General features: G+C 65.9%; 14 protein-coding genes. 9 read left to right on the forward strand and 5 right to left on the reverse strand.

Annotated features, from left to right (window positions below):
• Window positions 1-27 precede the first annotated feature (27 nt).
• From rnpA to Mspo_RS08260, 5 genes are all read left to right on the forward strand, one after another.
• A complete protein-coding gene (gene rnpA, locus Mspo_RS08240; RefSeq protein WP_159728655.1) occupies window positions 28-438 on the forward strand; it encodes a ribonuclease P protein component in 411 nt (136 codons plus the stop codon).
• On the forward strand, window positions 435-2,267 hold the full coding sequence (gene yidC / locus Mspo_RS08245) for a membrane protein insertase YidC (RefSeq protein ID WP_159728657.1): 1,833 nt from the start codon (window positions 435-437) through the stop codon (window positions 2,265-2,267). Before rnpA ends, yidC begins: the two co-directional genes overlap by 4 nt.
• 14 nt (window positions 2,268-2,281) lie before the next feature.
• Window positions 2,282-2,941 carry a ribosome biogenesis GTP-binding protein YihA/YsxC gene (yihA, locus tag Mspo_RS08250; protein ID WP_159728658.1) on the forward strand — a complete coding sequence of 220 codons (660 nt, stop codon included), beginning with the start codon at window positions 2,282-2,284 and terminating at the stop codon, window positions 2,939-2,941.
• Window positions 2,942-3,076: 135 nt separating this feature from the next.
• Complete coding sequence (gene argB / locus Mspo_RS08255; RefSeq protein WP_159728660.1) at window positions 3,077-3,961, forward strand: acetylglutamate kinase; 885 nt, start codon at window positions 3,077-3,079, stop codon at window positions 3,959-3,961.
• A gap of 123 nt (window positions 3,962-4,084) precedes the next feature.
• Window positions 4,085-4,810 (forward strand): pyrimidine 5'-nucleotidase, encoded by a 726-nt coding sequence (locus Mspo_RS08260; protein ID WP_159728662.1) that lies wholly within the window; start codon window positions 4,085-4,087, stop codon window positions 4,808-4,810.
• Window positions 4,811-4,855: 45 nt separating this feature from the next.
• Here the strand turns inward: Mspo_RS08260 and Mspo_RS08265 are convergent, their stop codons facing one another.
• The 3 genes from Mspo_RS08265 to lepA form a co-directional block, all read right to left on the reverse strand.
• A complete protein-coding gene (locus Mspo_RS08265; protein ID WP_159728664.1) occupies window positions 4,856-5,110 on the reverse strand; it encodes a Txe/YoeB family addiction module toxin in 255 nt (84 codons plus the stop codon).
• On the reverse strand, window positions 5,107-5,361 hold the full coding sequence (locus Mspo_RS08270; RefSeq protein ID WP_159728666.1) for a type II toxin-antitoxin system Phd/YefM family antitoxin: 255 nt from the start codon (window positions 5,359-5,361) through the stop codon (window positions 5,107-5,109). Before Mspo_RS08270 ends, Mspo_RS08265 begins: the two co-directional genes overlap by 4 nt.
• Window positions 5,362-5,445: 84 nt before the next feature.
• On the reverse strand, window positions 5,446-7,251 hold the full coding sequence (gene lepA, locus Mspo_RS08275) for a translation elongation factor 4 (RefSeq protein WP_159728668.1): 1,806 nt from the start codon (window positions 7,249-7,251) through the stop codon (window positions 5,446-5,448).
• A gap of 306 nt (window positions 7,252-7,557) precedes the next feature.
• On the opposite strand from lepA, the gene Mspo_RS08280 reads away from it, so the two are divergent.
• Together Mspo_RS08280 and Mspo_RS19875 are read left to right on the forward strand one after the other, a co-directional pair.
• Entirely contained in the window at window positions 7,558-9,081 is a 1,524-nt protein-coding gene (locus tag Mspo_RS08280) for a hypothetical protein (RefSeq protein WP_159728670.1), read from the forward strand.
• Between the two features lie 162 nt (window positions 9,082-9,243).
• Window positions 9,244-9,567: a hypothetical protein gene (locus tag Mspo_RS19875; protein WP_244613248.1), complete on the forward strand. Its 324-nt coding sequence runs from the start codon at window positions 9,244-9,246 to the stop codon at window positions 9,565-9,567.
• On the opposite strand, the gene Mspo_RS08290 is transcribed toward Mspo_RS19875, so the two are convergent.
• The gene (locus tag Mspo_RS08290) at window positions 9,519-10,190 is read right to left on the reverse strand and encodes a hypothetical protein (protein WP_159728672.1); all 672 of its coding nucleotides are present in this window, start codon (window positions 10,188-10,190) and stop codon (window positions 9,519-9,521) included. The two genes, Mspo_RS19875 and Mspo_RS08290, sit on opposite strands and share 49 nt — an antisense overlap.
• A 219-nt stretch (window positions 10,191-10,409) precedes the next feature.
• A complete protein-coding gene (locus Mspo_RS08295) occupies window positions 10,410-10,742 on the reverse strand; it encodes a Rieske 2Fe-2S domain-containing protein (RefSeq protein WP_159728674.1) in 333 nt (110 codons plus the stop codon).
• Between the two features lie 107 nt (window positions 10,743-10,849).
• Here Mspo_RS08295 and cutA point away from each other — a divergent pair, with 107 nt between their 5' ends.
• Window positions 10,850-11,191 carry a divalent-cation tolerance protein CutA gene (cutA, locus tag Mspo_RS08300; protein ID WP_159728676.1) on the forward strand — a complete coding sequence of 114 codons (342 nt, stop codon included), beginning with the start codon at window positions 10,850-10,852 and terminating at the stop codon, window positions 11,189-11,191.
• 220 nt (window positions 11,192-11,411) lie between these two features.
• Window positions 11,412-17,024 (forward strand): hypothetical protein, encoded by a 5,613-nt coding sequence (locus Mspo_RS08305; RefSeq protein ID WP_159728678.1) that lies wholly within the window; start codon window positions 11,412-11,414, stop codon window positions 17,022-17,024.
• The last annotated feature ends 84 nt before the right edge of the window (window positions 17,025-17,108 follow it).

Raw genomic sequence — 17,108 nt, forward strand, 5'->3', positions numbered from 1 at the left:
GCTTCTCGACCAGACAGGGCGGGAGGCATGAGCGAGGAAGACCGAGCCCGGACGAGGAAGACGAAGCCGCAGCGCTTGCGCAAGCGGCGCGAGTTCCTGCGGGCCGCCAAGAGTGGTCTGAGCCGCGGCGCGCGCGCTTTCAAGCTGCAGGCGGCGGCGCGAGAGGGCGGCGACGCGGAGCCGTCGCGCTTCGGCTTCACCGTGACGAAGAAGATCGCCGGCGCCGTCGGTCGCAACCGCATCCGGCGCCGCTTGAAGGAAGCGCTGCGCCTCTGCGGCGCTTCCGGGCTGCCGGGCTATGATTATGTCTTCATCGCCCGGCCCGACGCATTGACGACGCCTTTTCCGGAATTGACGGCGCAGATCGTCGACGGCTTGGCGAAGCTCAGGCCGGGCGACAAGAGCCGGCGCCAGCGCAACTCGAAAGACAGGCCATGAAAGAGTATACGAAGAATGTCCTCATCGCGGCCGGCCTGTCGATGCTGGTGATCGCCGGCTGGGATTACTTCTACGCCTTCCCCAAGCTCGAGCGGCAGCAGAAAGAGACGCAGATCGCGCAGCAGCAGCAGCAAAAGCCCGCGCAGCCCAAGCCCGCCGCCCAGAGCGCCAATCAGGCGCCCGCCGCGCAGCAGGCGCAGCCCAGACAGGCCGCGCCGGCCAAGCTCGCGCCCAAGACGCGCGCCGAGGCGCTCGCGGAAAGCAGGCGCGTCGCCATCGACACGCCCTCGATCGTCGGCTCCATCTCGCTGAAGGGCGGACGCATCGACGACGTCTCGCTGAAGAACTACCGCGAGACGGTCGACCCCAAGAGCCCGATCATCGTGCTGCTGTCGCCGGAAGGCTCGCCGCAGCCCTATTACGCCGAAACCGGCTTTCTCGCTTCCGACAAGGATCAGGCGCCGCCCGCCCTGCCGACGCATGAGACGCTGTGGAGCGCCGATCGCGAGACGCTTTCCGTCGGCCAGCCGGTGACACTCTCCTTCGACAATGGCCAGGGCCTCGTCTTCAAGCGCAGAATTGCGGTCGACGATCAATATATGTTCTCGGTCGAGGACGCCGTCGAGAATCACGGAACGTCGCCCGTGACCGTCTATCCCTATATGCGCGTGTCGCGCCTCGGCGCATTCCAGAGCGCCGGCTACGCCGCCCTGCACGAGGGCTTCGTCGGCGTCGTGGGCGAGGCGGGCCTGCAGGAGCTCAAATTCGAGAAGATCGAGAAGGAGCCGCATGGCGCCAAATCCTTCGAGGCGACCGGCGGCTGGCTCGGCTTCACCGAGAAATATTGGGCGGCCGTGCTGGTGCCGCAGCAGGACCGGACGCTGGTCGCGCGCTTCTCGGCGGCGGGCGCCGGGCCGACCAAGGCCTATCAGGCCGATACGGTCGAGGCGCCGCTCACCGTCGCTCCGGGCGCCTCGGGCTCCGTCGCCTCGCGCGTCTTCGCCGGCGCCAAGGTCGTCGACACGCTCGACGCCTATGAAGGGCAAGGCGTCAAGCTCTTCGACCGGCTCATCGATTGGGGATGGTTCTACTTCCTCACCCGGCCGATGTTCCGCATCATCGACAGCCTGTTCCATGTGCTCGGCAATTTCGGCCTCGCCATTCTCGCCGTCACCGTGCTCGTGAAGATCGCCTTCCTGCCGCTCGCCAACAAGAGCTATCAGGCGGTGGCCAAGATGAAGGAGATTCAGCCCAAGATTCAGGCGCTGAAGGAGAAATACGGCAGCGACAAGCAGGCGATGAGCCGCGAGCAGATGGAGCTGTTCAAGCGCGAGAAGATCAATCCGGCCGCCGGCTGCGTGCCCATGCTGCTGCAAATCCCGGTATGGTTCTGTCTCTACAAGGTGCTCATCATCACCATCGAGATGCGCCACGCGCCCTTCTATGGCTGGATCAAGGACCTCTCGGCGCCGGACCCGACGAACATCTTCAACTTCTTCGGCCTCATCCCCTTCGATCCGACCCAGATCCCGGTCTTCGGCCCGTTCCTGTGGCTCGGCATCTGGCCGCTCGTCATGGGTGTCTCCATGTGGGTGCAGATGAAGATGAATCCGGAGCCGACCGACGAGATTCAGCGCACCGTCTTCGCCTGGATGCCGGTGATCTTCACCTTCTCGCTCGGCAGCTTCGCCTCCGGCCTCGTGATCTACTGGACCTGGAACAATATTCTCTCGGTGGCGCAGCAATGGTTCATCATGCGCCGCGCCGGCGTGAAGTTCGAGCTCTGGGACAATCTCAAAAAGACCTTCGACTTCAAGAAGCCCGCCTGACCGCGAGCGGAGCCTTGGACGCGGCCGAAGAGGAATTCGTCGAGGCGGGCCGGCTGCTCTTCGCCGGCCCCTGCGAATTCATATTCGCCAGCGCGAAATCGGGCGATTTGCCGCCGATCGGCCCGCCCGAGATCGCCTTCGCCGGCCGCTCCAACGTCGGCAAATCCTCTCTGCTCAACGCTCTGACCGGCCGCAAGGCGCTGGCGCGCGTCTCCCACACTCCCGGCCGCACGCAGCAGCTCAATTTCTTCGCCCTCGGCGCCGCGCCGGGCGCGGAGCCGCTGCGCCTCGTCGACATGCCGGGCTATGGCTACGCCGCCGTCGGCAAGGAGAAGGTCGCGAATTGGACGCGGCTCATGGAGGATTTTTTGCGCGGACGCGCCTCGCTCGCCCGCGTCTTCGTGCTCATCGACAGCCGCCGCGGCGTGAAGGATCTCGACGAGCAGATGTTCGATCTGCTCGACCGCGCCGCCGTCTCCTATCAGATCGTGCTGACCAAGCGCGACGAGCTGAAGGTCTCCGAACGCGGGGCCGCCGTCGCTGCGGTCGAGGCGGCGCTGGCGAAGCGCCCGGCCGCCTTCCCGCGCCTTTCCGTGACATCCTCCCGCTCGGGCGAGGGCGTGGCCGAGCTCAGAGCCGGGATCGCGCGGCTTCTCGCCGAACGAAACGCTTGAATATTGCAGCCTCGTCGGTTCTAAGACGACGAGATTCATTCGGGTGAAAGACTGCGGCCCCCACCCTCCCCTTTCAGGAGGAGGTGGGCCGTCGCAGTCCTTCGCGCGATTCGCCACTCTCATCGAGGCGGACCCATGACCGAGGACTCGGCCGACAGCGCGCTCCAGCAGGCCCGTATTCTCATGCAGGCGCTGCCGCATATGCTGCGCTATGACGAGGCCATCGTGGTCGTGAAATATGGCGGCCACGCCATGGGCGACGACAAGGTCGCGCGCGACTTCTCCCGCGATATGGTGCTGCTCGAGCAGTCGGGCGTGAACCCCGTGGTGGTGCATGGCGGCGGGCCGCAGATCGGCGCCATGCTCGGAAAGCTCGGCATAAAATCCGAATTCGCCGACGGGCTGCGCGTCACCGACAAGGCGACGATGGAAATCGTCGAAATGGTGCTCGCCGGCTATATCAACAAGCAGATCGTCGGCTTCATCAATTCCGAGGGCGGACGCGCCATCGGCCTGTGCGGCAAGGACGGCCGCATGGTGACGGCCGAGAAGCTCGCGCGGCCGAGCCATGAGGCCGGCAGGACAGTCGATCTCGGCTTCGTCGGCGAGGTGGCCAAGGTCGACACCACAGTGCTCGATCAGGTGCTCGGCCGCGAGCTGATCCCCGTGCTCGCGCCCGTCGCGCAGGGCGCGGATGGCGAGACCTATAATATCAACGCCGACACTTTCGCCGGCGCCATCGCCGGCGCGCTCGGCGCCAAGCGCCTCCTCTTCCTGACCGATGTTCCCGGCGTGCTCGACAAGAACAAGGAGCTCATCAAGGAGCTGAAGGTCTCGGACATACCCGGCCTCGTCGCCGACGGCGTCATCACCGGCGGCATGATCCCCAAGGTCGAGACCTGCATGTATGCGATCGAGCGCGGCGTCGAGGGCGTCGTCATTCTCGACGGCAAGCTGCCGCACGCCGTGCTCATCGAGCTTTTGACGGACCATGGCGCGGGCACGCTGATCACGAGGTGACGAATTGCCTGCGCGCGTCATTGCGAGGAGCGAAGCGACGAAGCGATCCAGGGGCCGCCTCTCGACTCTGGATTGCTTCGCTTCGCTCGTAATGACCGGCCGGTGTCCAGAGCGGCGCGCGCGATGACGGACCCGACCGACCAGCCGCGATTGCTCACCATCGCCAATCGCTTCGCCCATGTCGATACTTGGGTCTTCGATCTCGACAATACGCTCTATCCGGCTTCATCCGACCTCTGGCCGAAGATCGACCTGCGGATCACTCTCTTCATGATCCGCCTGTTCGGCCTCGACGGCATATCGTCGCGCGCGCTGCAGAAGCATTATTACAAGCATTACGGCACGACGCTGCGCGGACTGATGACGGAGCATGGCGTCGACGCCGAGGCGTTCCTGAAATTCGTCCATGACATCGATCGCTCGTCGCTCTTGCCCAATCATTCGCTGGCGGCGGCGATCGCCGCGCTGCCCGGCCGCAAGCTCATTCTCACCAATGGCTCGCGCGAACATGCGCTCGATACGGCGAAACAGCTCGCCATCGACCATATTTTCGAGGACGTGTTCGATATCGTCGCGGCCGATTTCATCGCCAAGCCGCACGCCGACGCCTATGAGCGCTTCTTCGACCGCCATGGCGTGGAGCCGAGACGCTCCGCCCTCTTCGAGGACATAGCGCGCAATCTGATCATCCCCCATGCGCGCGGCATGACGACGGTGCTGGTGACGCCGGAGACGGGCCACGACGACCGGCGCGAAGCCTGGGAGATCGCCCATGGACGCGAGCCGCATGTGGACTTCGTGACGAGCGACCTCGCCGGATTTTTGGAGGGGCTGATAGCGACGGCGTGATTTTGCGTTGTCGATCACCGCCTGGAACATAGGCGGCTCAGGCCCTCAGTAATGATATCTACATTGCGCGACCAGCAAGCTCTCGCCCTCCACGCGATAGACCAGCCGATGCTCGAGCGTGATCCGCCGAGACCACCAGCCACGCAGGTCGCCACGCAGCGGCTCCGGCTTGCCCACGCCGGAAAAGGGCGTGCGCAGGCATTCCTTGATGAGCTGGTTGACGCGTTCGAGAATCTTCACGTCCTGCGCCTGCCAGTAGAGGTAGTCCTCCCAGGCCTGCTCTGCGAATACGAGCTTCATTCTGCGAGCTTGCGCTCTGTTCCCTCGCCCGCGTCGAGCGTTTCGATCGCCGCCCGCAGCCGCTCGGCGTTGCGCGGGCTCTTCAAGAGATGCGCTGTCTCCTCATAGGAGGCGAAATCCTCGAGCGAGATGAGCACGGCGGCCGGCTTGCCGCGATCGCGCGTGATCACCACGGGCTCGTGATCCTCGGTCACGCGGTCGAGCGTCGCGGCGAGATTCTTGCGGAGGTCGCTGTAGGATGTGGTGCGCATCGAGGGAATATGTACGTGAATGCGTACCTTTGCAAGGCTGCGACGTGCGCCTGCGGCAATGCTCGACCGAGCCAGCCGCCGCCCCTACTCCTCCATCTTCAGCGCCGCGATAAACGCCTCCTGCGGAATCTCCACCTTGCCGAACTGGCGCATCTTCTTCTTGCCTTCCTTCTGCTTCTCGAGCAGCTTGCGCTTGCGGGTGACGTCGCCGCCGTAGCACTTGGCCGTCACATCCTTGCGGAAGGCGCGCACCGTCTCGCGCGCGATGATCTTGCCCCCTAGCGCCGCCTGGATCGGCACTTGGAACATATGCGGCGGTATCAGCTCCTTGAGCTTCTCGCACATCTGCCGGCCGCGCGATTCGGCGCGCGTGCGATGCACCAGCATGGAGAGCGCGTCCACCGGCTCCGCATTCACCAGAATGCTCATCTTCACGAGATCGCCGACGCGATAGTCGGTCAAATGATAGTCGAAGCTGGCGTAGCCCTTGGAAATCGACTTCAGCCGATCGTAGAAATCGAACACGACCTCGTTGAGCGGCAGATCATAGACCGCCATGGCGCGCTTGCCGACGTAATTCAGATCGGCCTGAACGCCGCGCCGGTCCTGGCAGAGCTTCAGCACGGAGCCGAGATAATCGTCCGGCGTCATGATCGTCGCTCTGATCCAAGGCTCGAGAATCTCCTCGATCTTCACCACATCCGGCATGTCGGCCGGATTGTGCAGCTCGATCTCCTCGCCATTGGTCAGCTTGATCTTATAGACGACCGAGGGCGCCGTCGCGATGAGATCGAGGTTGAACTCGCGATGCAGGCGCTCCTGGATGATCTCGAGATGCAGCAGGCCCAAAAATCCGCAGCGGAAGCCGAAGCCGAGCGCGGCGGAGGTCTCCATCTCGTAGGAAAAGCTCGCGTCATTGAGGCGCAGCTTGCCGATCGCCGCGCGCAAATCCTCGAAATCGGCGGCGTCGACGGGAAAGAGGCCGCAGAACACCACCGGCTGCGCCGGCTTGAAGCCCGGCAGCGGCGCGTCGCATTGCTTCTTGTCCTCGGTGATGGTGTCGCCGACGCGCGTGTCGGCGACCTGCTTGATCTGCGCGGTGATGAAGCCGACCTCGCCCGGCCCGAGCGAGGCGACATCCAGCATCTTCGGCTTGAAGACGCCGATCTTGTCGACCTCGTAATGGGCGTTGGTGCCCATCATCAAAATCTTCTGGCCCTTGCGCATGCGCCCGTCGATGACGCGCACCAGCACGACGACGCCGAGATAGGCGTCGTACCAGCTGTCGACCAGCATGGCCTTGAGCGGCGCCGCCTCGTCGCCCTGCGGCGGCGGCAGGCGCGTGACGATCGCCTCCAGCACATCGGGAATGCCGACGCCCGTCTTGGCGGAAATGAGCACGGCGTCCGAGGCGTCGAGGCCGATGACGTCCTCGATCTGCTGCCTGATGCGGTCGGGCTCGGCCGCCGGCAGATCGATTTTGTTGAGCACCGGCACGATCTCATGGCCGGCGTCGAGCGCCTGATAGACATTGGCGAGCGTCTGCGCCTCGACGCCCTGGCTCGCGTCGACGACGAGCAGCGAGCCTTCGCAGGCTTTCAGCGAGCGCGAGACCTCATAGGCGAAGTCGACATGGCCGGGCGTGTCCATGAGGTTGAGGACGTAATCCTTGCCGTCCTTGGCCTTATAGTCGAGGCGCACCGTCTGCGCCTTGATGGTGATGCCGCGCTCGCGCTCGATATCCATCGAATCGAGCACCTGCTCCACCATCTCGCGCTCGGCCAGCGTCCCGGTCGCCTGGATCAGCCGATCGGCGAGCGTCGACTTGCCGTGGTCGATATGCGCGACGATGGAGAAATTGCGGATATTGTCGATCTTGCGCGTCGTCATAGCGGCGGGGATAGCAGCGCCGGGGTGGGAAGGGAAGCGGATTTGACCGGGGCCGGCCCGCCGAGCCGCCGCAAAACGACGACGCTTCGCGATCGGGACGGGACGACTGTCGTCCGCACGTAAAAATACGGACATATAAGCCTTGCCTCGCCCCGACGGCCGGTGGGGCGGTCTCGATTTTAACCGTTCCCCCCCAGGTCGGACGCGGCAAGGGCAGGCTAGATTATGGATACGCTCGTCAGCATGAATTCCGATCATTTTCCGAAACCGACAGATGAGCTTTCATCATTTTCCAGGCGACCGGCAATGAAATCTGTCATCGGCTTCGGTAGTTGCTACATTGAGCATATTCTGTCCGGAATAAAACACCTCGTCGACGGCAAGCATATTTGGCGCGCGACCATTCCGAGCCTCGCCTCGTCGAAGCTGAAGCTTCGATCCAAAGTTCTCGATTTCAAAGAAGCGTCGGACTTTTTCACGCGCGAAACCGAAAAGCAGATCACGGATCTGCTGCGCGACAACGACGCCGACGCGTTTCTGTTCGATGTCGCCGGAGACTTCGCCACAGAGCACGTCGTAATCGGAGACACGATATTCCCCGATTTCAGGAGCGGGCTCTTCGGCGAAAAATGGCTCGATCTGTCCTATGACGACGTGCCCGAGCTGAAAGGTCACAAGGTGATCTGGGCAGATTCCGACTATTATTGGAATATGTGGAAGTTTTATTTCGACGAGTTCTATCGCGGCGTGCTCTACGGCAAGATTATAGCCGGACAAAAGATTTTGTTCCTGCGCCATTTCCTTTCCGAGATCGTGCTCGTCAAAGGCGAGCCGGAGCCTTTCAAATCTTTCGTCGAAATAAGGCGGCGCAATGCGCGGCTGGCGGATGTCTACGACTTCATTTCAAAATATGACGGCGTGCGGCTGCTCGAAATCTCCGAAGACGTCTGTTTCGGGTCTCCGACGACCCCCTATGGCGGCCCATGGGAGTTCCATCCGGATAAGGAATTCTATTGCGTCGCGCGGCGCGAGCTTTTGAGCCAATTATGTCCCGGCACGGGGCTGTCGGAACGATATGTGAACCAGTGGCTGGCCGAGAACGGCCGCGAAAGAGCGCGCGGGCATTCCGCACGCGAGGATGCGCAAAAGGCGCTGGAAAGCGCCGCGAATGACGCCGAGGTTCTGCGCGGGGAGCTGGCGGCGGCGCGGGCGACGATGGAGGAGCAGGAAAGGCTGCGCGGCGAAACGGAGCGCCTGCGCGCAAAGGCGCATGTGGCGCTCGACGAGCAGGAGAAGCTGCGCGAGGAAATGGAGCGGCTGCGCGTAGAGCTGGCGGCGGCGCGCGCGGCCGTCGACCAGCAGGAGAGACTGCGCGACGAAACCGAGCGCCTGCGCGCGGAGCTCGCGGCGGCGCGCGCGGCCGTCGACCAGCAGGAGAGACTGCGCGACGAAACCGGGCGCCTGCGCGCAGAGCTCGCGGCGGCGCAGGCGGCGATCGAGGAGCAGGACGATCGACGCGCCGAATCGGAGCGGATCGCGGCCGAGGCGTCGCGGGATGCGGAGAGGCTACGCGAGGAGTTGATACGGCTCTCCGCCACCGCGGATCACGCTCTCGGCGAAAGCGGCGTGAGTTTCTTCCGGGACGCGTTGCGCAGCCTCGCGGCGAAGTGGAATGTGACGAGAGAGGCCGCCCGGCTGCGTCGCGCGAAATTCGACGAGGCCGCCTATCTGCGGCTCTATCCGGACGTGGCGCAGTCGAATTTCGAGCCCGTGGTTCATTATACGATTCACGGCCGGAAGGAAGGGCGAACCGCTTTCTTTCGCGATTGAGAAGGGCCTCCGCTTGCGAGGCGGCGCGCGTCCTGCGAAGAAGCGTCGAAGGTCGAAATCCGGCGTCCCGGCGGGTCCGCCGAAGCAGCCCGTCCGCTCGATGAGCGGCTGTGGACCGAGGGATTTTCCATGCTCTCGCGGTTCTGTTTTTCGCTTTGCCTGATGACGGCCGCGCCGGCCCTCGCCCAGAGCTTCGACTGCGCCAAGGCGACGACGGCGGCGGAGCGGCTCGTCTGCGCCGACCGCAAGCTCGGCGCCCTGGACGCCGAATTGGGCGTCGAGGCGAAGAAGACCCTCGCGGCCGATCCGGCGCGGAGCAACGAAAGGCTCGCCGAGGCGCGCAAATGGCATGACGAAGGGCGCGCTGCGCGAGATCTCCGTCAAATGACAACGACGCCCGTCGCGAGACGCGCGTCGTTCGGAATGGAAACGAGCGCTCAGCTCTGCTTGATTCGCGCCTCGATCTCGCTCTTCGCCTTGGCGTAGAGCTGCAGCGCGCGGGGCTTCGCCCATTGATAGGCCTCGACGAGGCGCGGGGCGAGCCAGCGCAGGAAATCGGCGCTCAGCCGGCCGGCGGTCGCGACGCCCTCGACCGTGCGGTCGAACCAGGGCAACGCCGGATGGCCTTCCGGGATCTTGGCCCGGGTCCAGGCGATGGCGAGTTTGGTCTTCTCACGCGCATAGTCGGTGAGCACGACGAGCGGATCGGGCGAGCCGGCGGCGGCGAGCCGGTCCTTCAAATAAGCGATCTCGGCGGTCACCTGAGTGGCGAGCGCGGCCGCCTTCTCCCGCGCGCCATTGGCGGAGGCGAGTTCCGCGCGAAGCGCGTCGAGCTCCGCGCGCAGCCGATCGCGGTCGGCCGCAGCGCCGTCCCGCTCGACGGAGACGGCCGAGACCGCCCTATCCTTCTCTTCCGCCGCGGAGGCGAGCTGCGCGCGCGCCGCGTCGAGCTCGCGCGACAGAGCGCTCGCCTTGGTGATGAGCTCGATCTTGTCCTTGGCGTGACGATCGCGTTCCGCGGTCACCGCCTCGAGCTGCGCGTCCAGGCTCACGGCTTCGACGCCGGTCGACGCCTCCTCGGCGACGGGGGGCTGTTCGGACAGGTTCATCTCCTACCTCTCTTCGTGGCCTAGAGACGCATCCGGCGCGGAACATAAGAACTTTGACGATTCGGCAAAAGCAGAATCTTCTCCTTATGCGTCGCGCCCGCTCACGGCCGCTCTCGTCGATCCCACGCGCGTCGAACCGCACCTAGCGCTCGACGCAATGAGATCAACCGCTTGTAAATCCTCGAGCGAGTCCGGCCGCGCCCGCGCCGACGCCCGCATTCAGCGCGCGGCGAACAGCGGCGCGACGCCGTCCGTGTCTATATAGACGACGCCGTCCTCGATCTTGACCGGATATTCGGCGAGCCGGCTTTCCTGAGGATGGATCGGATCGCCGGTACGCAGATCCCATGTCCAATTGTGGAGCGGACAGGTCAATACCTCCCCGTCGAAATCGGCGGTCTCCAACGGCGCGTTGGTGTGCGGGCACACGCCCTGAAAGGCCTTGATCTCGCCGCCGAACGCCCAGGCCAGGATGATGAAATGGGAATCGGCGATGACGAGCCGCATTTCGCCTTCGAAAACCGTGTCTTCCTTGCAGACCCTGGTGAACATGTCCTTGCATCTCCGAATGCCGGCCGGCGCTCCGCGGCCGCTCGCGACGCTCCCAGCAAGAAAAGCGCCGCGTTGATTTCGCTCCCAGCCGCGCCCATAGTCCCGAAATGAGCGGTAACGAGCCGAAATTCTGCGTCGTTCAGACGACGATCGACAGCGAGGCGGGCGCCGAGCGGATCGCCCGCGCGCTCCTCGCCGCCAGGCTCGCCGCCTGCGTCCAGGTCTATCCTATCCGCAGCTTCTACGTATGGAACGGAGAGACGCGCGCGGAGGCGGAATTTCTGGTGCAGTCCAAAGCGCGCGCCGAAGATTACGACGCGCTCGCCGCCGCCCTACGCGCGGCGCATCCTTACGAGGTTCCGGAAATTCTGCGCCTCGACATTGCGGCCGGCGATCCCGCCTATCTCGACTGGGCCGCGCGCGCGACGACGCGCGACGGCGCCGCCTGAAGCGTTTCCAGCCGAGGTGGACGCCGGTTCGGCGTCGGAAACGCGTCAAGACAAAAATCCAGAGTCTTTTCGTGTTTCGATGAAACACGAAAAGACTCTGACGTCCCACCACAGCCAGTTCCACGCAAGCCTCGACAGGCAAACATCGTCGCGCCGGCCGCAGCCGCGCCGCCGCGCGACCCGCCGGCTCGGAAGAGATGCGCGCGGAGCGGGGCCTGTCATGACGTCGATCTACTCGTCGCTGACGACCGCGCAGATCGCCCGTCTGCCGACGACCATCATTCGTCAGCTCGACACCTCGGACATAGAGGCGCTCGACACGACGCAGATCGCCGTGCTGACGGCGTCTCAGCTCAACAGCTTCTCGACGACCAATCTACAGGCGCTGGCGACGACTCAGGTCGCGTCTCTCTCCAGGTCGACGCTCGCCGGCCTCGATCTGTCGCAATTCCAGGCGCTCGCCTCGAGCGACTTCGATTCCTTCACCACCACCCAGCTCTCGGCGCTCACCGGCACGGAGCTCAATGCGCTCGATGCGACGGAGATCGGCAGCCTCACGACGACGCGGCTGCAAGCGCTGACCGCCGCGCAGATCGCCGCTTTCTCGACGACCGAGCTCGCGAATTTCACCACGACGCAGATCGCGAGCCTCAGCTCGACGCAGGTGCGCGGCCTCACCGCGACGCAGCTCGACGCGCTGAGCCTCGATCAGATCATCGCGCTGCAGGTGAGCAATCTGACCGCGGCGCAGGTGAGGTCGCTGAACGCGACCGACGTCGACAGTCTCACCACCACGCAGATCGCCTCTCTCTCTTCGACGCAAGTCGGCTCGCTTACGACGACGGCTTTCGACAGTCTCTCGCAAACGGCGATTCAGACGCTGACGACGACACAGATCGGCGGCCTCGCGGCGACGCAGATCGCGGCGTTGACGACCGTGGATCTCGCTGAATTCAACACGACGCAGCTCGCAAATCTGTCCACGACGCAGACTCGCGGCTTCACGACGACGCTGCTCTCGGCGATGACCTCGACCGAAATTCAGGCGCTCTCCGTCGCGAATCTGTCCAATGCGCAACTGGCCGGGCTCGCCGCCACGGCCTTCGGGAATCTCTCCGACGCGCAGGTCGCCGCGCTCGCGCCGACGCAGATCGCCGCTCTGACGACGACGGCGCTCAACGGCCTCTCGGCGACGCGCCTCGGCTCGCTCACGACGACGCAATTTTCGGGCCTCACCGCCGCGCAGATTTCCGGCCTCTCCGACACGACGCTCGCCAATCTGACGACGACGCGCCTCGTCGCGCTCACGACGACGCAGGCGCGCGGACTGACGGCGACGCAGATCGCCCATCTCTCGACGACGGCGCTGCAATCGCTCGACGTCACCGATCTTTCGGCCGCGCAATTCGGCGCGATCGGCGCCGCCACTTTCGGCGATCTCTCCGCTGCGCAACTCGCCGCGCTCTCCTCGACGCAGATTCGCGCGCTGACGACCACGCTGCTGAACGCGCTGACGACGACGCAGATCGAGAGCCTGACGACGACGCAGGTCGATTGGCTCAGCGCCGCGCAGGTCGCCAAACTGACCACGACGCAGGTCGGCAATCTGACGACGACGCAGCTCTCGGCGCTCGCCACGACGCAGGCGCGCGGGCTGACGACGACGCAGCTCGCGGCCATGACGACGACGGCGATCCAGTCGCTCGCGATCGCCAATCTCACCGCCGCGCAGATCGCCGCGCTGGTCTCGAGCGGCGACGGCGGATTGAGCGCCGCTCAAGTCGCCGCGCTCGCCTCGACGCAGATGGCGGCTCTCTCCACCACATTCCTCAATCTGTTGCCGACGACCGAGCTTCAGAATTTCACCTCGACGCAGGCCGCGGCGCTCACCTCGGCGCAGATCGGCGGACTTTCGGCCGCGGCCATAGACCGGCTGACGACGACGCAGCTCTCGGCGCTCACATCGACGCAGGCGCGCGGGCTCACGACGACGCAGCTCGACGATATGACGACGACGCAGTTTCAAGCGTTGACGATCTCGCGGCTCGCCGCCGCGCAGATCGCCGGTCTCGGCTCCGTCGCCTTCGGCAATCTTTCCGCGAGCCAGCTCGCGAGCCTCACCTCGGCGCAGATCGCCGCGCTGACGACGACGCAATTCGATGTATTCAGCACGACGCAGATCGCCGGCTTGACGACGACACAGCTCGCCGGTCTCACCGCGACCGAGATGAACTCGCTCGAGACCACGCAGATCGCGGCGCTGAGCGCGATGCAATTCGCGGCCCTGCCCGCGCGCGCCTTCGCCGGCCTCGCCGACACGCAGGTCGCCGCGCTGACGACGACCCAGCTCGCCGCCTTCGCCACGACGCAGATCGCCGCCCTCACTTCTACCGCCACAGCGGGCCTCGCCAGCGTGCAGATCGCTTCGCTCGCCACGACGCAGATCGGCGCGCTGACCGCGGCGCAGACGCGCGCGCTCGCCGATTGGCAGATCGCGAGCTTGAGCACGACGCAGATCGCCGCGCTGACGTCGACCGAAGCCGCCGCGCTGACGTCGACGCAGATCGCAGCGCTCGCGCTCACGCAGATCGACACGCTGACGACGACGCAGATCGCAGCGCTCGCGGGTGTCGCCATCGGCGGATTGTCGCAGAGCCAGATCGTGGAATTGTCGACTGCGCAGGTCGCCGCGCTGACCTCGGCGCAGGTCAAGGCGCTCGCCGACACGCAGGTCGGCGCGCTCTCCGCCGCGCAGCTCGGCGCGCTCACCTCGACGCAGGTCGCCGCGCTCTCGACCACCGGCTTCGGGGCCCTCGCCGCCACCGCCGTCGCGGCGCTGACGACGACGCAGATCGGCGCGCTCGGCGCGCCGCTGACCGGGGTCTTGTCCGATGCGCAGATCGCGGCGCTGAGCACGACGCAGATCGGCGCGCTCTCGGCCGCCGCAATGTCCGGCCTTCGCGCGGAGCAGATCGCCGCGATGACGATGACGCAGCGCGCGACGCTCGCCACGACGCAGATCGCGGCGCTCGCCACGACCGCGATCGCCTCCATGTCGACGGCCGATGTCGCCGCCCTCACGACGACGCAGGTCGCCGCGCTCACCTCGACGCAGATGCGCGCGATGTCGGACGCGCAAATCGCGGCTTTCTCCGTCGCGCAGATCGCGGTCCTGCAGAAGTCGCAGCTCGCCGCCGTCTCGACGACAGGCGTCGCCGGATTGTCGTCGAGCGACATCGCCGCGCTCACCACGACGCAGCTCGCCGCGCTGACCACGGCGCAAATGAGCGTGCTGGTCGACACGCAGCTCGCGGCCTTCGCCACGACGCAGATCGCCGCGCTCGTCGCGACGCAGATCGCCGGCCTCTCCTTTGACGGCGTCGCGAGCCTTTCGACGAGCGTCGTCGCCGCGCTCGCCACCACGCAGCTGCGCGGCTTCACCAGTCTCCAGCTCGGCGCTCTGACGCTCGCTCAACTCGGCGCGCTCACGGCGACGCAGCTCGCCGCCATGACGACGACCGAGCTCTCCGGCCTCACCGATTTCCAGGCCGCGGCTCTGACCACGACGCAGCTCGGCGCGCTCGCCGGAACGCAGATCGGCGCGTTGTCCAACACCGCCGTCGCGGCGCTCACCACGACGGAGATCGCCGCGCTCAGCACGACTCAAATCGGCGCTTTGACATCGACGCAGGCCGGCGCGCTCACCGCCACGCAGATTTCCGCCTTCAGCCTCGATCAGCTCGCCCGACTGACCTCGGCGCAACTCTCCGGCCTTTCGACCACGGCCATCGCCGGGCTCACGCTGACCGAGCTGCAGGCGCTGACGACGACGCAGCTGCGCGGCCTCACGGCGGCGCTGATCGGCGCGCTGACGACCACGGAGCTCGCCGCGCTGGCGACGACGCAAATCTCGGCGCTGACCACGATCGAGCTGCAGGGCCTCACCCAGACGCAGGCGGGAGCGCTCGCCGGAACGCAATTCGACGCGCTCGCCGCGACGCAGATCGCCGCGCTCTCTCCTTCGGCGATCAGCGGCCTGACGACGACGCAGATCCAGGCTCTGAGCGCCACGCAATTCGGCGCGCTCGTCACGACGCAGATCGGCGCGCTGACCAGCGCGCAGCTCGCCTCGCTGACGACGACGCAAGTCGGCGCGCTCACCGCGACGCAGGCGAGAGGGCTGACCGCCACCGAAATTTCGCAGATCGACGCGACGCGGCTCGGCGCGCTCACGACGACGGCGATCAAATCTCTGACGACGACGGCGATCGGCGGCCTCACCGCCACACAGATCGGGCTGCTGACGACGACGCAGCTCGCGAGTGTCGCCGCCTCGCAGATCGCCGCCCTCTCGACGACCGCGATCGCGGGGCTGAGCAGCGGCGAGATCAACGCTCTGACGACGACGCAGTTCCGCAGCCTCTCCCCGACCGGAATAGCGGCGCTGACGACGACGCAGGTCACGGCGTTCGCCTCGACACAGATCGGACTGCTCACCAGCACGCAGATCGGCGGCCTCGCGGCGACGCAAGTGGCGACGCTCACCGCGACGCAGCTCGGCTCGCTCGCCGCCTCGCAGATCGCTTCGCTCTCGACGACAGGCGTCGGCGGATTGACGCAGACACAGGTCGGCGCGCTCGCCGCGACGCAATTCGCCGCGCTGACGGCCGATCAGATCGCCGCTTTGTCCACGACCGGCGTCGGCGGTTTGACGACGACGGAGCTCGCCGCGCTCACCACCACGCAATTGCAGAGCTTCACTTCGACGGAGATCGGCGCGCTTTCCGCCACGCAATTCGCCGCCCTGACCACCATGCAGCTGAAAGCGCTCACCACGGCGGAAATCTATGGATTGACCTCGGCGCAGGTCTCCTCGCTCGGCGCGGATCGGCTGACGGCGCTGAGCGCGGCGCAGATCTCCAATCTCTCGACGACGGGCGTCGCCGGCCTCGACGCGACGCAGATCGCCGCGCTCTCCGATTCGCAATCGGCCGCGCTGTCGGCGGAGCAGATCGGCGCGCTGTCGCCGACGGCCGTCGCCGGCCTCTCCACGACGGAGATCGCTTCGCTCACCTCGACGCAATTCGCGAGCCTATCGGCTTCCGCCGTTGCGGCGCTGACCTCGACGCAATTCGCGAGCCTCACCTCGACCTTGATCGCGCTGCTCTCGGCGACGGAGCTCGGCGGGCTGACGGCGACGCAGGCCGCCTCGCTCAGCGCGACGCAGCTCTCCGCATTGAACGTGACGCAGATCGGCGCGGTGTCATCGGGCGCAATCTCCGGCCTCTCGGCGGCGCAGATCGCCAGCCTGACGACGACGCAATTCGCGGGACTCCAATCCACGCAATTCGCGGCGCTGACGACGACGCAGGTGCAGGCGGCGACCACGACGGAGATCGCGGCGCTGACCAATGCGCAGCTCGGCGGCCTCCTGCGCCCGCAATTGCGCGCGCTGACGACGGCGCAGGTCGGCGCGCTGACGACCACGCAGGTTTCTTCGCTGGCGACGACACAAATCATAAATCTCACCACCACGGAGCTCGGCGCGCTCTCGCCCACGCAATTCGATGCGCTGACCTCGACGCAGATCGGCGCGCTCACCACGCAGCAGCTCGCCAATCTGAACGGATCGGTGATCTCCGCTCTGAATGCGCGCCAGCTCTCGGGCCTCACGACGACGCAGATCGGCGCGCTGACCACCACGGCCATAGCGGCCTTGACGACGACGGAGCTCATGGCGCTCAACGGCAATCAGATCGCCGCCTTCACCTCGCAGCAGATCGCCGGCATGACCGCCGAGCAGCAAGCGGCGCTGTCGCAAGCGGTCTCTTGAGCCGGCGCTTCGGCGCGCCGCTCGACGGCGAGGCGGCGACATCTCAGAATGACCGCGGCGCGCAGCGATTCGCGCCTCTGAAAA

The organism is Methylosinus sp. Ce-a6, from assembly GCF_009811655.1.
GTDB lineage: Bacteria > Pseudomonadota > Alphaproteobacteria > Rhizobiales > Beijerinckiaceae > Methylosinus.